Origin of the sequence: Acinetobacter sp. H1(2024), from assembly GCF_046557555.1 — a bacterium.
GTDB lineage: Bacteria > Pseudomonadota > Gammaproteobacteria > Pseudomonadales > Moraxellaceae > Acinetobacter > Acinetobacter seifertii.
Genome location: NZ_JBKGFO010000005.1, coordinates 131,130 through 148,951 on the forward strand (window position 1 = coordinate 131,130; position 17,822 = coordinate 148,951).

Genomic DNA, 17,822 nt, shown 5'->3' on the forward strand with positions numbered 1-17,822 from the left:
TTCCTTTTTACTTTATAAACCTAAAGTTTTTTCAATATATTCTAGGTTCGGAATATGGTAGCGTCGATCTTGCATTCGCACATATTTAAATACTGTTGGATGCTGTTTAGCTTCTTGGTGTTCATCTATTTCATCGACAATTTCTGAAATACGTAAACGAACAGAAAGAGGCATAGTTTTACACATTAATGCAAACCGTTGGCTGATATCTTCCCCTTCAATTACCAAGGCTACAGCATATTGATCGGTTGTGTTATGAACTGAGTAGATAGGTAGCTTTACATCATGCCACTCAATATGTTTTACGCCATTTCTTACGTCCATGGCCGATAAGACAATATTTTGTGGCAACAGCATAGGTACCTGATCATTACATTCAATGATATAGGCATCAATAAAACCAGTTGAAACCGTAATAAGATGCTGTAGCTCTTGCTGGTCCATATTACCAATCAGAGATGTATTTACACTACCTTTCATGATTTGACCTCACTTTCAAACGCTACAAGTAAAGCATCGATATTCTCTAGTAATTCTTCCTCTTGGAAAGGTTTACCCATATATTGACTTACGCCTAATGAGAATGCTCGTTCTCGATGTTTTTCACCTGTTCGGGACGTAATCATAATAATTGGCATGTATTGATGCATATCATGATGTCGTACAAGATTCAGTACTTCGAAACCATCCATACGCGGCATTTCAATATCAAGTAGCATTAGATCTGGCTTAATATTTTCTAGCTGCTCTATGGCATCCACACCATCTTTAGCCGTAACAACATCGTAGCCTTGGCGTTCAAGTAATCGAGACGTTACCTTACGTACAGTTACCGAGTCATCGACAATCATAACGAGACGGCGCTCGTCAGATTCTCGTTGTCTATATACTGCTTCACTAAGCTGTTTGTGACGCGGAGTAGACTGAATTTGTCGCGCAATATTTTGTCCGTCTAAAATTAAGCAAACTTGTCCATCACCTAAAATAGTCGCACCTGCAATTGCTCCAATGCTAGCGAACTGTTGGCCAATTGGTTTCACTACAATTTGTGCTCGAGAACCAATTAACTGGTCAACAAGTAAAGCTACAGTTTGACCGTTGTTGGCTTTAATCATTAAGACAGGTAATGAATACATCATGCCATTTAGACGCGGCATTGGTTGATTACCCACAAATTCTGAAAGATAACGTAATGGATAACGTTTATTTTCATACTCGAATAGTTCTTTAGGGCTTTCAAAATACTGCTCTAAAGAAGCTGGCGAAACTCGAACAATTCGATCGATTTGAGCAAGTGGAATCGCAAATTGCTGATCTGCCACTTTCACCATTAAGGCATCACTTACAGCTACCGTAGTCGGTACACGAATAGTAAATGTCGTTCCCTTACCATAAACAGAGTCTACGCTAACATGTCCACCTAGAGCCTTAATGTCGCTTTGTACAACATCGAGTCCAACACCACGCCCAGAGATTTGAGTAATCTGATCTGCGGTACTTAAACCTGGATGGAAAATCAGTTGTAAAATATCTTGGTGTTCCAAGTGCTGTTCCGGTTTGATCAGACCCGCAAGCAGTGCTTTTTGACGTACTTTTTCTACATCAATACCTTGTCCATCATCGCTAAAGACAACGACCACATCTGTACCTTGACGTTGAATATTGAGTTCAATACGTCCAGCTTCAGGTTTATTAGCTTGCTGACGTTGTGTTCTGTCTTCTAAGCCATGGTCAATTGCGTTTCTGAGCATATGCTCAAGCGGTGTTACCAAGCGCTCTAAAATATTACGGTCTAGTTCACCTTCAGTATTATTTACAAAAAGCTCAGCAGGTCTGTTTAATGCAGTAGAGGTCTGACGAACAATTCGCTGTAAACGTGGTAGTAACCGTGAAAATGGAACTAATCGTGTTCGCATCAAACCTTCTTGAATTTCTGCCTGAATTCGTGACTGTTGTAAAAGCAGACTTTCTGTATCTCTGATCTTGTGAGACAACGTATTTTTAAAGTCGACTAAGTCCGATGCAGATTCAGCAAGAGATTTCGATAACTGATTTAAAGATGAATATTGGTCCATCTCTAAAGGGTCAAAGTCGGTATAACGAGAATGCTCAATACCATGTTTGGCAATAATTTGTGTTTCTAATTCGCCTTCCATTCGACGTAACTGATCGGCAAGTCGTTGAATAGCCAATTCCATTTCAACCAATGTATGACCAAACTGACTTAGATCCATTTCAATTCGCGAACGGTTAATCGAATTTTCACCAGATAAATCAATCATCTTCTCGATTAAGTCTGCTGAAACTCGGATCATTTCATTATTTTGATCCAGACGTTCTGTCTGCTCCCATACTCCCATCATTGGTGGTGGTTCGGTACCATCACCTTGTATAAAGGTCATCACAGGTTCTGAGCTAAACAAATCAGCTTTCGTTAACTTCGCTGGAATTTGGATATTCGTTTCAAAGAATTGAATATTTTCTAAACTTTGTTGTAGTCCATCGAAATGCTGATAGTTGTGCTTGAAAATTGCATCTTTTAGCCATGCAATTGCACTTTCGAGCAGATGGTCATAAATATTCGAGTTGAAGTGATGCAGTGCAAACTGTTCAAAAGTATTTTCCAGTTGATAAGCAATTGCATACACGGCCTCTAAACCGACCATGCGTGCACCCCCCTTCAAACTGTGCACGGCTCTTTGTAACTGAAGCAAGATACTACGGTTCGTACGCTGATCAAACCATTGTTTCAATAGCACATCAGCCATTTCTAACAATTCAGCAGCTTCTTCGAGGAATGTCTGCTCAACAACAACGGTAATATCTTCTTCGTCAACTACAGCTTCATTCTGTTGCAAAGATTCAACTGATGTTATTAGTTCAACTGGCGTAGCCAATTCAGTAACAACGGTATCAAATACTTGATCGTGATGAGCTTCTAATTCGTCAACAACAACTTCTGTTTCCGCTGGTATCTCATTTATTAATACTTGAGACACCACCTCTTGTTCAGAGAATATCTCACTTTCAGTATCAAATACTTCAACCTCAGGCACAGGTTGGAAGTTAGAGTTTTTACCCGCTTGTTTTAACGCATTAATTGTGTAAGGAGCCGCATAATCTAGCTGTTTTTCACGCATGATTTGTAGACGATCGGCCAAGTCATCTTGAATCAAACGAATAAAATCAATTAGAGGTGAGGTTGCAATTAACTGCTTTTGAATTAAACGTTCATATATGCTTTCTAATTCATGGGTAATCGAACCGATATAAGTCGCCTGAACCATATTTGCTCCCCCTTTCAAGGTATGCAAATAGCGCATTAAGTTGTTCAAAGCTGCAAAGTTTTCTTGCTCACCTACCCATATATTGAGATCAGTATCAATCCCCTCAAGTAGCTCATCAGCTTCTTCAAGGAAAATGTCCAAAAGGTCAGGATCAAAGTTTCGATTTACCTGTACAGATGAAATATACTGACGATCTTGCTGTACACTCTGGCTTAATACGGTCCAGTCGGCGGAATCTGATAAATTCTCTACCGTAATAACTTCTGGTTCTAGTTCAGTATTGAATAGTGGCTCATCAAAAGTAAAATTCTGCTGAGGTAAATCGTTTTGAATACTCGGCGTATGTAACGTATAAAGTTTTAATTCTTCTAGAATACTTTGATGTTGCTTAACAATACCGACTCGCTGACCAGCAGCTAAAGCATCGAACAATTGAATAAGTTGTTGATGCGCTTTCTGATAAATTTCAAAAATATAGTCTGATTGCAACAAGACAGGTTTATCAAGCAATACATTATAGCTGTCTTTCAATTGGCTCGTATATTCATGCAAACCAAGCATTGCTTGAGAGTGAGTATGCTGTAGCAACAGATCAGCCTGTTCACTTAGACGTTCAAGATAACCAGGAAACTCGTTACGAATTCCTTTCTCAAAATCTAATTCTGCATCTAGTAACTCAGAAACATCTAGCAGCAATAATTGCGACACCAAACCATGTGAAGGCATTAATGGATCAGTTCGATCACCATGTTGCTCCACGTAGACATCCCATGACTGATTAAACTGCGCCAATCTCGCTTCAAGCTGTTCACTTGAACTATTGCTAGATAGCAGTTCTAAGCTCTCGCCAATAAACTCACGATATTCTTGTAATAATAAAATCTCATCTGAGTTAGAAGAAAGCTCTTCTTGCAATAGTATTTTAAATAAGTGCTCAACTTTGGTACTGGCGTCAAAAATTGTTTCGACCTGTGCCATTGCAGAACTACCACGTAAAGTATGCAGCGCGCGTATTAAAGCATTATAGCTCTCATACTGGTGTAGCTCTTGATCTAAGAACTGGTGAATTGTAGCTAAATGCTCTTCCGCCTCTTCCATAAACAAGGCTAAAGTTTCATTTAGATTTATTTCAATTTCAGTATGTACATCTTCAACAATTGGCTCAGCCAATAAATCTTGCTCAATATAGTCTAGCTCAAGCCCAGTGATTGTTTCGGCAGTAAGCGTATTTGAAAGTTGTAAAAGCTCTTCTAAAGCAGGTTCTAAACTTTGCTGTTGTTGTAGTTGTTGGCCTAATAAAATAAGCGGTCTAAAATCTACTGCATGTGCTCGTTTTTGCTTAAAGTTATCTACTAATTTAAGGAAATAGAACTTAAACACTAACTGAACATAGCCCTGAATAGCTGGAGTCAGCTTAAGGCTTTGATTGATTACTCGATTGAGCGTATCTTCAACTGTCCAAGCAAGCTCAGCTGAAGATTTAGCACCAATCATTCTTCCAGAACCTTTTAAGGTATGAAAATGGCGGCGAATTTCAGTGAGCGTAGCAGTATTTGCAGACTGCATCCATTCATTCAACAATGGCTGCAAATCAACAAAAATTTCATCAATTTCTTCGACAAAAATCTCAAGAAACTCAGCATCTTGTTCAGAATAGCTATCTTCAGGTAGCATCATTGCTTCAGTTAAAGTTTTTAATATTTCTTTCATAGCAAAGGCTTCTTTTGCTTACCCCCTGAGTGGGGAAAACTACAGAGTCAACACCAGAAAAATAGCTATTTCCCCAATATTTGTCTGGCGCTGCTCATACTTTTAAAAGAATAGCTATTATAAGAATAGCTATTCTCATCCCCCAATTTAGTCAGGTAATTTAAAGTCCGTTACTGACTCACGTAATGACTCTGACATGTTCGCCAATTCAGATACAGAACGAGCAGTATCGAAGGTTGCTGTTGTTGTTTGTGAAGTAATTTCTTGTACGACTGTCATGGTTGCGGCAATATGACTCGCAGATGCTGACTGAAGTTTTGCAGCATCAGAAATGCTAGCAATTAAGTTTGCCAAGTCACCCGATACTTTTTGAATTTCATCAAGTGCAATACCCGCATCTTTCGCCAAGTTAGCACCACGTACAACCTCAGTTGTCGTTTGTTCCATCGAGATTACGGCTTCGTTGGTATCCGTTTGAATCGTTTTAACAAGCGTTTCAATCTGTTTAGTTGCTGAAGCAGAACGTTCTGCAAGACGTTGGACTTCATCGGCAACCACGGCGAAACCACGACCTGCTTCACCAGCCATAGATGCTTGAATTGCTGCATTTAATGCAAGAATGTTTGTTTGGTCTGCAATATCGTTAATAAGCGATACGATGTTACCAATTTCTTGTGAAGACTCACCCAAACGTTTAATACGTTTTGAAGTTTCCTGAATCTGTTCACGAATGGTATCCATACCCTCAATAGAACGGTTTACGACTTGTGCACCATTAGATGCAATAGATACCGAACGTTGTGCTACATTGGCAGATTCAGAAGCGTTGGCAGATACTTGGTCAATAGACAATGCCATTTCGTTCATTGCAGTTGATGCACCCGCAATTTCTTGTGCTTGGTGCTCAGATGCTTCTGCTAACTGGTTAGTAATGCTCTGAGTATCTTGTGTATAACGAGCAACTTCTTGAGAAGTTTCGTGAATTCGAGATACGAGGTCACGTAATTGGTCAATCGCAAAGTTAATCGAATCGGCAATCGCACCAGTAAAGTCTTCAGATACCGTTGCATATGAACGCAAGTCACCATCTGCAAGATCGGCAATTTCATCGAGTAAACGTAAAATCGCATTCTGGTTACGATCATATTCTTCTTGTAATGTCGCTACACGCTGCTTATCTGCTTTACTACGAAGTGATAAAAGTTTTAAGACAGAACCAATTAAGCCAAGAAGCGATAATGTAAGCAATGCAACTAATGCAAAAGCCTGCCAACCGTATTGTGTTTGATCTGAAAGATCGCCTAATGCGTTTAACATTGCATCAGATTGAGAGAAGATCTCACTAGATGATTGACGAACGTTTACGATCTGGTTGGTATGTTTAAGAACTGATGTCGCGGCAGATTTTAAAACTTTATCGTACTCAGTTTTAATACCTTCCAAAGATTCACGCACTTCAGGAGAATCAACTTTAGCTACGCCTAATTCAGCATTTCCGTTTAGCTGCGCATCTAAGTACACACCAAAAGTCTCGATATCGACACTAAAGTCATGCGCTGAGTTCTCAGAGTTCTCTGTACCAACGAAAACGGAGTTAATAGATCGTAGAATACGTTCCGCAATAAATACCTGGTTTTTAGCAACCACGACCTGATTACTTGATACTTTTTCACGAACCATCTTATCAACCATCAAGTTATATTCAGCTTGAATCTCAGGAATAGAGTCACTAATCGAGATATTCATATTATATAACTGGTTAATTACGTCCTGTTGTGACGAGATCAAATCAATGTCATAAGCCAAAGATTTCCACAGGCTAGCTACTTTTTTGTATTCTTTTGAAGATGTACCATAAATGTCTTCGACATTTTTTATATTTTTGGCAAAAAGTTGACGCGATGCAACCAACTCTTTCATCGCTTCAGGTGATCCAGAAGCTGTTGCTTCCGTAGCCTGTCTAGAAATGGTTTGTGATAATAAGCGCAGCTCACCCATACTACGTGTTAATTCGTTATGGCGAGGTACACTATAGAATAAATAAGCAAGCGAAGTTGAAGCTACTACTAAACATACAGATGCTACATAAAGGATAGGCTTGGACTTTTTACTTTCCCCAAATAAACTGGCATATTGCTCAATTTGTGACTGGATTTTCGCAACAAAGTTGACATTCGATTTTTCGTTTACACTACGATTGCCACTTTTCTTTTTAAGTTTAAAGCCCATACAGCTTCTCCCCAGAAAAATATACTGTTTATTAACAGCATAAAAATTAGTTTATAAATTTTGTCGATGCATTCATGTAATGTGGGTTTTGCAATAGTCGACTAAATAAAAAGACGTGCCAGTGCTGATTATGCTGGTGAAAATACCCCTGACAATATTCTTTTAAATTTTCCTCCAAGTTTAAACTTTGAGAAAAAAAGCTTTTTTTATTAAAGTGTTGGATCCCCAAAACCTGATCAACAACCAGCCCCACATACTGATCTTGATGGCTAATACATAACACTTTTTGGGCAGCCGAAAATGCACTTCGTTGCCCTGAAATAAAATGTGCCAAGTCTGAAACCGAAAGTAACCTTCCCCGAATGTTTGCCAATCCTTTTACCCAACTTTGGGTATTTGGAACAGGTGTATATTTTGGTGGATAGATAACTTCTGACACTTCCCCAAGTGGTGCGACGAAGTATTGCCCTCTCATTTCAAAAGCAATTCCTGACCATCGCTCTGCTTCATTTTGGACTGAAGCGTAATTCTTATTACCTCGTTTAGATAAACGAAGTAACTCGATAAATCCGTTCGCGGCCATACTCGATCCTATAAGACGGGCTTAGACCCGCCGTTTATGTTTTTATGGATGGATGAGTTAATTTAGAAATTGTTTAATTACATCAATCAATTGCTTTTCTTCAATCGGCTTAATTAAGTAATCAAGCGCGCCTTGACGTTTGCCCCATACTCGGTCAGTTGCCTGATCTTTAGTACTCACAATAACCACCGGAATATGCTTAGTGTCTTCATCACGAGTAATCTGACGTGTTGCTTGAAAGCCATTTACACCAGGCATTACAACATCCATTAACACTAAATCAGGCTGTTCTGCTTTTGCCAAAGTTACACCATCCGCACCATTAGATGCTTCAAGTACATCATAACCATGCTTGGTTAAGATCTCTCTAAAACGATAAGTTTCTGTTGGTGAGTCATCAACAATAAGAATACGTGCCATTTCTTTGCCCTTAAATTACTTAATTATGAACTTACATGATTACGAATCGCATTTAGCAATTCATCTTTGCTAAATGGTTTCGTCAAGTATTCATCTGAACCTACCACACGCCCTTTTGCCTGATCAAATAGACCATCTTTACTTGAGAGCATGATAACGGGAATGTTCTGATAATTTTGAGAGTTCTTAATCAGAGCACAAGTTTGATAACCGTCTAAACGAGGCATCATGATATCTACAAAAACGATATCCGGATTCGCTTCAGCAATTTTAGATAAAGCTTCAAATCCATCGACAGCAGTAATCACTTCACAACCTTCTCGTTGCAATAATGTTTCTGCTGTACGGCGAATAGTTTTTGAGTCATCAATAACCATTACTTTCAGATTTTGGAACGCATCTTCCATTTAATCTTCCATCCCCATAACATAAAATATAAATGCAATTTAACTTAAATTTGTTTTTACAGATTTATACGCATTTTTAACATATCTATACTTCTATTTTCAATGAAAGGTTTTTGTCTACTTTCTCATTTATAAACAATAACTTTTAACCTCATCACACTTTCGAAAAAATTATCATTTTTTTTATAATATTAATATTTTTATTCAGTTAAATAATAACTAATATATTTAAGATTAACTATTTAAAAATAAGTGGCTTAGCTTTCTTTTTTTGGGGAATTTTATGAATAAGCGGGTGAAATACGCCTTTTATAGGAACTGCTTGTCTATATTTATAGGCATTGCTTCTTGTGGAGCACTGTTTTTCTCTTCCCCAACGTTTGCCGCAAATGATGCCCCTAAAGCTGTTTGGTATCGCTATTATGACCAACATGGGATTGCTAATATCAGTACATCCGTAACGCCTGCACATATCCGTCATGGTTATGAAGCACTCGACCAAAATATGCAGGTGATAAAAAGAAGTCATCCCTATAATTCAGAGACTGATCTAAATCAATCGTCACAACGCGCATTATCAGCCCGATACAGAGAAGAAGATAACAAATTAAAAAAGGCATATAGCAATAGTAAAACTGCTGTGATTAAAAGGGACCAAGCTCTATTAGCAATTAAAAAACAAATGAATTATCAGCAAGAACAACTCAACCACTTGCAACAAGATAAAATTTTATTTAAACGTCAGGAAATGGAATATTTTCGTAAAGGTGAAAAAGTTCCTGAGAGGCTTAAAGCATTGATTGAAAACAATCTAACCAATATTCTCAAGGTTAAACAAACACTTGAATTACTTTCAAAAAATTATAATCACACCAACAATGAGTATGAAAATATTATCGAACGTTTAAAAAAGCTTGAATAAGCGCACAGCTTTATCAAGAATAGGGGCAAAATAAAATTTGAACTACAGGATGATGCTGTATGCGCACAACGCATCTTACCCCTTCTACTTTTTTTAAATTAAGCTTAATTAGCCTGAGTTTGATTTTAGCTGCATGTCATCAGCAAGAAGCACCAAAAACAACAGCATCTGAACCTAAAAAAATTGAACTTATCCCTCAAGATTTAATTTCCATAAAAGAAGGCTCCGTAGCTACTCAGACCTCTTTTACAGGAACTATTCGTGCAGTACAACAAAGTTCTATTCAAGCTCAAGTCAGTGCGACAGCAACATCCGTTAATGCAAATGTAGGTCAAAAAGTACAAAAAGGCCAAGTATTAGTCAGATTAAATAATCAAGATAATGCTGCACGTTTAGCTCAAGCTGAGGCTAATCTTGCTTCTGCTCAGGCACAAGCAGAGCTTGCACGTAATTTGATGAATCGAAAACAAAGATTACTCAATCAAGGCTTTATTGCCCGTGTAGAGTTTGAACAGAGTCAAGTAGATTATAAGGGTCAACTTGAAAGTGTTAGAGCCCAGCAAGCGAATGTTGATATTGCTAAAAAAGCTAACCGAGATGGCATTATTACGAGCCCTATTTCAGGTGTTATTACTAAACGACAAGTTGAACCGGGACAAACTGTATCGGTTGGACAAACATTATTTGAAATCGTTAATCCTGATGAATTAGAAATACAAGCGAAGCTACCTATTGAGCAACAATCTGCACTAAAAGTGGGTAGCTCTATTCAATATCAGATTCAGGGAAATTCAAAACAATTACATGCCATACTGACTCGGGTCTCACCTGTAGCAGACCAAGATAGTCGACAAATTGAATTCTTTGCAGCTCCTAAAGAAGCGATTGATTCACTCAGTATCGGCGCATTTATTAATGGCATTATTTTGCAAAATGATCGCAATCAAGGACAAACCATTCCTTTAGATAGTATTCAAAATCTGCAACAAGATCCTTTTGTATGGGTAATACGTAATCAAACCATTCAAAAGGTCAAAATTCGAGTAGTTGAGCAACGTTACAACGAAAACATCGCGTTGGTACAAGGTTTACAAAGTACAGATCAGGTAAGTCGTATCCAGTTTGAAGACTCAGACATTAATAAAAAAGTAACGCTTACAGCCGAAAAAAATAAATAAGGTAGCAAATAGCTTATGTGGTTTACCCGAATCAGTGTGAAGTACCCCGTTTTTACCATTATGATGATGCTGTGCTTAATGGTACTCGGGTTAGCCTCTTGGAAACGCATGACGGTTGAAGAGTTTCCTAATATAGATTTCCCATTCGTAGTCGTTACCACGCAATATGCTGGTGCCTCACCTGAAGCGGTTGAGTCAGATATTACCAAAAAACTCGAAGACCAAATCAACACGATTTCAGGCATTAAACAAATTACTTCACGTTCAAGTGAAGGGTCTTCGATGGTGATTGCCGAGTTTAATCTTGATACCTCTTCTGCAATTGCAGCACAAGATGTGCGCGACAAAATTGCTCCAGTTATCGCTCAATTTCGTGATGAAATTGATACGCCGATTGTGCAACGATACGATCCTTCATCTAGCCCAATTATGTCGGTGTTGTTTGAGTCGAATACGATGAGCTTGGCTCAATTAAGTTCATACGTAGACAAAAAAATTGTGCCTCAGCTTAAAACCGTTTCTGGTGTAGGTAATGTCAATCTACTTGGCGATGCTAAACGTCAAATTCGTATAAAAATCCATCCTGAACAATTGCAAAGCTACGGTATTGGCATTGATCAGGTTATTAACACACTGAAAAATGAAAATATAGAAGTCCCTGCGGGAACTTTACAGCAAAAGAATTCTGAACTCGTTGTACAGATTCAATCAAAAGTTATTCATCCTTTTGGTTTTGGTGATTTGGTTATTGCCAATAAAAATGGTTCCCCTATTTTTTTAAAACAAGTAGCAACTGTTGAAGATACTCAAGCCGAACTGCAATCCAGTGCTTTTTATAATGGAAGAACGGCTGTCTCAGTCGACATTTTAAAAAGTTCAGATGCCAATGTAATTCAAGTCGTCGATAAAACTTACCAAACGTTAGAGAAGCTAAAAGCTCAAATGCCTGCGGGTTTAAATTATAAAGTCGTGGCAGACAGCTCCAAAGGTATTCGCGCTTCAATTAAAGACGTTGTTCGTACCATTCTTGAAGGGGCAGGCTTAGCAGTTTTAATTGTTTTACTCTTTTTAGGTTCTTTCCGTTCTACAGTCATTACAGGTTTAACTTTACCGATTACCCTGCTGGGAACATTAACCTTCATTTGGGCTTTTGGTTTCAGTATTAACATGATGACGCTGTTAGCCCTGTCACTGAGTATTGGTCTGTTAATTGATGACGCGATTGTAGTTCGAGAAAACATAGTTAGACATACAGAGCTTGGCAAAGACCATGTTACCGCGGCTTTAGATGGCACCAAAGAAATTGGTTTAGCCGTACTCGCAACCACACTTACCATTGTGGCAGTATTTTTACCTGTTGCCTTCATGGGCGGTTTAATTGGCCGTTTCTTTTACCAGTTTGGGGTAACTGTAAGTACAGCTGTTCTTATTTCCATGTTTATCAGTTTTACACTCGACCCAATGCTTTCAGCACATTGGAAAGACCCAGTAAAGAAAAAAGAAAGTCGACTACAACGTTTTTTTAATCGTATTTCTAAATTATTAGATGGCCTTACCCATATTTATGAAAAGCTTTTGAAGCTTGCTCTGCGCTTTCGTTTTATTACAATCATTATTGCGATTGCTTCACTGGTCGCGGCCTTAGGTTTATCAAAGCTTATTGGAACCGAATTTGTACCAGTCCCTGATAAAGGCGAAATTCGTATTCAGTTCGAGACTCCTGTCGATTCCTCTTTGGAATATACCCAAGCCAAACTACATCAAGTCGATCAAATTATTAGGCAATTCCCCGATGTTGTTTCTACTTACGGGGTTGCAAATAGCACAATAAACTCTGGGAAAAACCATGCTGGCTTAGGAGTGACTTTAAAACCAAAACAAGAACGTAGTTCAGACTTAATAACGCTCAACAATGAGTTCCGCGATCGTTTGCAAACCGTAGCGGGCATTCATGTTACTTCCGTTGCTGCTGCTCAAGATTCAGTTTCTGGTGGTCAAAAACCTATCATGATTTCCATTAAGGGAACTGACCTGAATGAGCTGCAAAAAATTTCAAATCGGTTTATGACTGAAATGGGCAAAATTAAAGGTGTAGTCGATTTAGAAAGCTCTTTAAAAGAACCAAAACCAACTTTAGGTGTTCATATTAATCGTGTACTGGCAAGTGACTTAGGCTTGTCTGTTTCCCAAGTTGCCAATGCGATTCGTCCCTTAATTGCGGGCGATAATGTCACAACGTGGGAAGACCGTGACGGCGAAACCTATGACGTTAATATTCGGTTAAATGAAGACAAACGCATGCTTCCTCAGGACGTCCAAAATCTATATCTCAACTCAAACAAAACTGGTGCAAATGGACAACCAATATTAGTTCCATTGAGTGCGGTAGCAACAACTGAGGAAAAACTCGGCGCGTCACAAATTAATCGACGCGATCTTGAACGTGAAGTACTCATTCAAGCTAATACATCTGGACGCCCAAGTGGAGATATCGGTAAAGATATTGATAAAATGCAAAAAGCATTTAAGTTGCCTGCTGGTTATATCTTCAATACCCAAGGAGCTAATGCCGACATGGCCGAGTCTGCAGGTTATGCATTAACTGCTATTACGCTTTCCATTGTATTTATTTATATTGTTTTGGGTTCTCAGTTTAATAGTTTTATTCACCCAGCTGCGATTATGGCATCTTTGCCGCTGTCATTGATTGGGGTATTTCTTGCCCTCTTCTTGTTTAGAAGTACCCTAAATCTATTTTCGATTATTGGCATCATTATGCTTATGGGGCTGGTAACCAAAAACGCGATTTTACTTATCGACTTTATTAAAAAGTCCATGGAACATGGGGAAAGTCGTTATGATGCTATTTTACAAGCGGGTAAAACCCGTTTACGCCCAATCTTAATGACTACAAGTGCTATGGTCATGGGTATGGTTCCATTAGCTCTAGGCTTGGGTGAAGGTGGAGAGCAAAGTGCACCAATGGCTCATGCTGTTATTGGTGGAGTAATCACCTCTACCCTGTTGACACTAGTAGTTGTACCCGTCATTTTCACTTATCTGGATGACTTGAAAAACTTTCTGCTGCGTCAAACTCGACGATTCATGTCATAATGCAGCGACTATCGTATAATCTGCGTTTTTATAACGCTTAACTTTTTAGGACTTTTTCCATGCGCGCAAGCCGCTTTTTATTTGCAACGTTGAGAGAAACCCCAAACGATGCTGAAGTGATTTCACATCAGCTCATGTTACGTGCGGGGATGATTCGTAAATTGGCATCTGGTTTATATACATGGCTGCCGATGGGAACACGTGTGCTTAAAAAAGTTGATGCGATTGTTCGTGAAGAAATGAATCGTTCAGGTGCTATGGAAGTGTTCATGCCCGTGACCCAACCCGCAAGCTTGTGGGAAGAATCAGGTCGTTATGAACAATACGGCCCTGAATTATTACGCTTCAAAGATCGTCACGACAACCCGTTTGTGCTTGGTCCTACACATGAAGAAGTAATTACCGATTTAGCACGTAACGAGCTAAAAAGTTATAAACAACTTCCTGTAAATTTCTATCAAATTCAAACCAAATTCCGTGATGAAATTCGTCCACGTTTTGGTGTAATGCGTTCACGCGAGTTCATTATGAAAGATGCTTATTCTTTCCATGCAACTCAAGAATCATTACAAGAAACTTATGACGTGATGTACGACACTTATAGCCGTATCTTTACTCGCTTAGGTTTAGACTTCCGTCCAGTTCAAGCTGACACAGGCTCGATTGGTGGTTCAGCTTCACATGAATTCCATGTATTGGCTTCAAGTGGTGAAGATGACATCGCATTTTCAACTGAATCTGATTATGCAGCAAACGTTGAAATGGCTGAGGCAGTTTTAGTTGGTGAGCGTGCAGCACCTGCACAAGAATTTAAATTGGTTGAAACACCAAACCAAAAAACAATTGATGATGTTTGCCAGTTCTTAAATGCTGATCCTAAACAATCAGTAAAAGCATTATTGGTTCAAGGTATTGCTGATGAAAAAGGCAATGTTCCTGTGGTTGCCCTATTCTTACGTGGCGATCACGAACTGAATGAAATTAAAGCTGAGAAACATCCTTTAGTTGCTGCCCCTCTTACATTTGCAACTGAAGAGCAACTTCAAGCATTTGGTTTAACAGCTGGCTTTACAGGTCCACAAGGTTTAGTTGAAAAAGGCTTAACTGTTATTGTTGATCGCGCTGCATCTGTTCTTTCTGACTTCGTTGCTGGTGCAAATGAAGCTGACAAACACGCTGTGGGCGTAAACTGGGAACGTGATGCGCAAATCACTGAAGTCTTTGATTTACGTAATGTGGTTGAAGGCGACCCATCTCCAGATGGTAAAGGCACGATCCAAATTAAACGCGGTATTGAAGTAGGTCATATTTTCCAGCTTGGTACTAAGTATTCTGAAGCTTTAGGTTGTAAAGTTTTAGGTGAAGATGGTAAGCCATTTACAGTAACAATGGGTTGTTACGGTATTGGTGTGACACGTGTAGTTGCAGCTGCAATTGAACAAAACTACGATGACAAAGGTATTATTTGGCCACAAGCGATTGCTCCTTTTGAAATCGCAATTGTTCCAATGAATGCACACAAATCACCTCGTACTCTTGAAGCAGCTGAAGCACTTTATGCAGAACTTCAAGCTCAAGGTTTTGATGTATTACTTGATGACCGTAACGAACGTCCAGGCGTTAAATTCTCTGACCTTGAGTTAATGGGTATTCCACACCGTATCGTGATCGGTGAAAAAGGTCTTGATGCTGGTACGTTTGAATATAAAGGTCGCCGCGATGCTGAAGCGAGCAATTTAACTAAAGAAGAACTTGTAGCTAAGTTAGCGCGTTAATTACATGTATGTCATTGCCTCCAATGGTAGTGGCATACAAATGTTATTTATATAGGCAATACCTTACTTTTGTTTCGGCAAAAGTAACAAAACCATTTGTGTGACTGACGGTACGTCCATGTTACCGCAGCCATACGGGCGGTATCCATGCCGTCCCCATAATATTAAATTTTGTACTATCTTCCTCAAATAAAAAAACTGCTTCTAAAAAGAAGCAGTTTTTTTATTATCTTATAAAATTTACGTCTAATTTAAACTGTTAAATCTTTAATGGTTGTCGAAGATCCATTGGTTTTAACCGATTCAATCCCTTTGTCGCGTGATGCTTCGCTCGCGTAGAACTGACTCGTACCAATAATTTGATGATTGGCTGCTTTTAAATTGAAGTAAGGTTTTCCATTTTTTGCAGTTAAACGGTCATATCGCCCATCGTCACCACTATTTTTTTGAACTGACTCAATACCATTGACTGCCGACGCTTTTGCTTTATATAGCTCACTATTTAAAATAATTTCGCCATTACCAGCCTTAAGTACAAAGCGATATTGTCCATCACTCGCTTGAGAAATCTTGTACCATCCTGCCATATGAACCTCGTTTTTTTGTTGATGTGGGTATGACTTTCGTTATTATTCTGGACGAAAGTTATTTGTTATTGATGACAATATAAATGAGGTGTGTAACTTTGAATAGACTACTTTTTATACATTATCGTAATAAAATTATAAGGATGTTGAAAGTTAAAATGGTAGAGGCTACATGAGTACCTCTACCAAAATGTAATTAAAATTAACAAATTAAGCTTTTTTTACAAATTCAGATTTTAATTTCATCTGACCAATACCATCAATTTTGCAATCAATATTATGGCCATCACTTGCATCTGGAACTAAACGAATTGTTTTTACTTTTGTTCCTACTTTTACAACCGAAGATGAACCTTTAATTTTTAAATCTTTAATCACAGTGACACTATCACCATCTGCCAAGACATTACCATTTGCATCTTTAATCACTTCTTGTTCATCAGCAATTGAAGCTTCCCCTTCCTTCCACTCATGTGAGCATTCAGGACAAATTAATAAGTCGCCGTCTTGATAGGTATATTCTGATTGGCATTTTGGGCAATTTGGTAAAGACATAAAAAATCTCAAAAAGTATATTATGCGAGATATGATTCATTTTTTAAAGTTTTAAATAAAAGGCTTTTACCAAAAAAAAATTTATATATTCATTTCTTCTCTTCCTCTAATAAATAGTCTCTTAAAATAATCGCATGGTTATGCTCCACATCTTTTGCCGAATATAAAAGAGTAACTTTATGCTTGGACACAATGTCTTGTAACTCTTTAACTGCTGGGTTTGATTCTAGTTCTTTTAAATAGCGCTGTTTGAACTCACTCCAATGCTCTAAGGACTCTACATGAAACCACTTACGCAGTTCAGTTGAGGGGGCTATTTCTTTTAACCATAAATCTAAATGGGCATTTTCTTTACTTATCCCTCGACTCCATAGCCGATCAACTAATATTCGTTTTCCATCATTGGCACTTACATGTTCATAAATTCTTTTAATGTGTATTTCCATCTCTTTTTCTCACTAGACAGCCTTATTGTTTAGGCCTCATCAACACATTTAATATTTTGTTCTCTTTTAATCGTAATTAAAAAGAAAAAAGTGAGTAGTTCTCTACTCACTTTTTTCTTTAGGGTGCCCAAATTTAAAAAGACGATTACTGATCTGGGATTTCGGCTTCTACTAACAGTGTTAATAACGACAAAGACTCCTGCCATCCTAAATAACATGCCTCTACAGGAATAACTTCCGGTATTCCTTCTTGGGTAATATGCACCTCTGTACCTACTAATACACTTTTTAATGTAATAGTCACCTGCATCGTACCAGGTAAATTTGCATCATCAAATTGGTCGTTATAACGAATTAATTCATTTGGAATGAGTTCAACATAAGTTCCGCCAAATGAATGTGTTGATCCTGTCGAAAAGTTAGTAAAACTCATTTTGTATGATCCACCTACATTTGAATCAAAACTATGAACTTTCGCAGTAAAACCGTGAGGAGCCATCCACTTAACTAAAGCATCTGGGTCTAGAAATGCACGATAAACACGTTCAGCGGGTGCTTTAAATACGCGATGTAATTTTACTGTACCTGTTGCCATGATCTTCTCCTTAT

At 38.4% G+C, this 17,822-nt stretch carries 14 protein-coding genes; 4 read left to right on the forward strand and 10 right to left on the reverse strand.

Features of this window, described 5'->3' with window-relative positions; all coding sequences use genetic code 11:
- Positions 1-12: 12 nt before the first annotated feature.
- From ACLCEG_RS14375 to pilG, 6 genes are all read right to left on the reverse strand, one after another.
- A complete protein-coding gene (locus tag ACLCEG_RS14375; protein ID WP_191010413.1) occupies positions 13-480 on the reverse strand; it encodes a hypothetical protein in 468 nt (155 codons plus the stop codon).
- Positions 477-4,997 (reverse strand): Hpt domain-containing protein, encoded by a 4,521-nt coding sequence (locus tag ACLCEG_RS14380; RefSeq protein WP_410568011.1) that lies wholly within the window; start codon positions 4,995-4,997, stop codon positions 477-479. The genes ACLCEG_RS14375 and ACLCEG_RS14380 overlap by 4 nt, the downstream gene beginning before the upstream one ends.
- Positions 4,998-5,144: 147 nt before the next feature.
- Positions 5,145-7,226, reverse strand: a complete 2,082-nt coding sequence (locus ACLCEG_RS14385) for a methyl-accepting chemotaxis protein (RefSeq protein WP_151750186.1) — start codon at positions 7,224-7,226, stop codon at positions 5,145-5,147.
- A gap of 46 nt (positions 7,227-7,272) precedes the next feature.
- Positions 7,273-7,809: a chemotaxis protein CheW gene (locus ACLCEG_RS14390; protein ID WP_004705775.1), complete on the reverse strand. Its 537-nt coding sequence runs from the start codon at positions 7,807-7,809 to the stop codon at positions 7,273-7,275.
- A 57-nt stretch (positions 7,810-7,866) separates the two neighbouring features.
- Complete coding sequence (locus tag ACLCEG_RS14395; protein ID WP_004705774.1) at positions 7,867-8,229, reverse strand: PleD family two-component system response regulator; 363 nt, start codon at positions 8,227-8,229, stop codon at positions 7,867-7,869.
- A gap of 23 nt (positions 8,230-8,252) precedes the next feature.
- Positions 8,253-8,636: a twitching motility response regulator PilG gene (gene pilG, locus ACLCEG_RS14400; RefSeq protein WP_000389061.1), complete on the reverse strand. Its 384-nt coding sequence runs from the start codon at positions 8,634-8,636 to the stop codon at positions 8,253-8,255.
- Between the two features lie 283 nt (positions 8,637-8,919).
- Here pilG and ACLCEG_RS14405 point away from each other — a divergent pair, with 283 nt between their 5' ends.
- From ACLCEG_RS14405 to ACLCEG_RS14420, 4 genes are read left to right on the forward strand one after another with little or no spacing between them, the layout of a single operon-like run.
- Entirely contained in the window at positions 8,920-9,558 is a 639-nt protein-coding gene (locus ACLCEG_RS14405) for a hypothetical protein (RefSeq protein WP_213074401.1), read from the forward strand.
- 59 nt (positions 9,559-9,617) lie between these two features.
- The gene (locus ACLCEG_RS14410) at positions 9,618-10,736 is read left to right on the forward strand and encodes an efflux RND transporter periplasmic adaptor subunit (protein ID WP_410568014.1); all 1,119 of its coding nucleotides are present in this window, start codon (positions 9,618-9,620) and stop codon (positions 10,734-10,736) included.
- Positions 10,737-10,751: 15 nt separating this feature from the next.
- On the forward strand, positions 10,752-13,850 hold the full coding sequence (locus tag ACLCEG_RS14415) for an efflux RND transporter permease subunit (protein WP_410568016.1): 3,099 nt from the start codon (positions 10,752-10,754) through the stop codon (positions 13,848-13,850).
- A 59-nt stretch (positions 13,851-13,909) separates the two neighbouring features.
- Entirely contained in the window at positions 13,910-15,625 is a 1,716-nt protein-coding gene (locus ACLCEG_RS14420; protein ID WP_212510941.1) for a proline--tRNA ligase, read from the forward strand.
- Between the two features lie 251 nt (positions 15,626-15,876).
- Here the strand turns inward: ACLCEG_RS14420 and ACLCEG_RS14425 are convergent, their stop codons facing one another.
- The 4 genes from ACLCEG_RS14425 to ACLCEG_RS14440 all read right to left on the reverse strand — a co-directional run bounded on the left by ACLCEG_RS14425 (position 15,877) and on the right by ACLCEG_RS14440 (position 17,811).
- Positions 15,877-16,212, reverse strand: a complete 336-nt coding sequence (locus ACLCEG_RS14425) for a YegP family protein (protein WP_410568018.1) — start codon at positions 16,210-16,212, stop codon at positions 15,877-15,879.
- Between the two features lie 210 nt (positions 16,213-16,422).
- Entirely contained in the window at positions 16,423-16,767 is a 345-nt protein-coding gene (locus ACLCEG_RS14430) for a zinc ribbon domain-containing protein YjdM (protein ID WP_019457546.1), read from the reverse strand.
- Positions 16,768-16,856: 89 nt separating this feature from the next.
- Entirely contained in the window at positions 16,857-17,213 is a 357-nt protein-coding gene (locus ACLCEG_RS14435; protein ID WP_347914059.1) for a DUF488 domain-containing protein, read from the reverse strand.
- Positions 17,214-17,358: 145 nt separating this feature from the next.
- Positions 17,359-17,811 carry an SRPBCC family protein gene (locus ACLCEG_RS14440; RefSeq protein WP_107972440.1) on the reverse strand — a complete coding sequence of 151 codons (453 nt, stop codon included), beginning with the start codon at positions 17,809-17,811 and terminating at the stop codon, positions 17,359-17,361.
- Positions 17,812-17,822 lie beyond the last annotated feature (11 nt).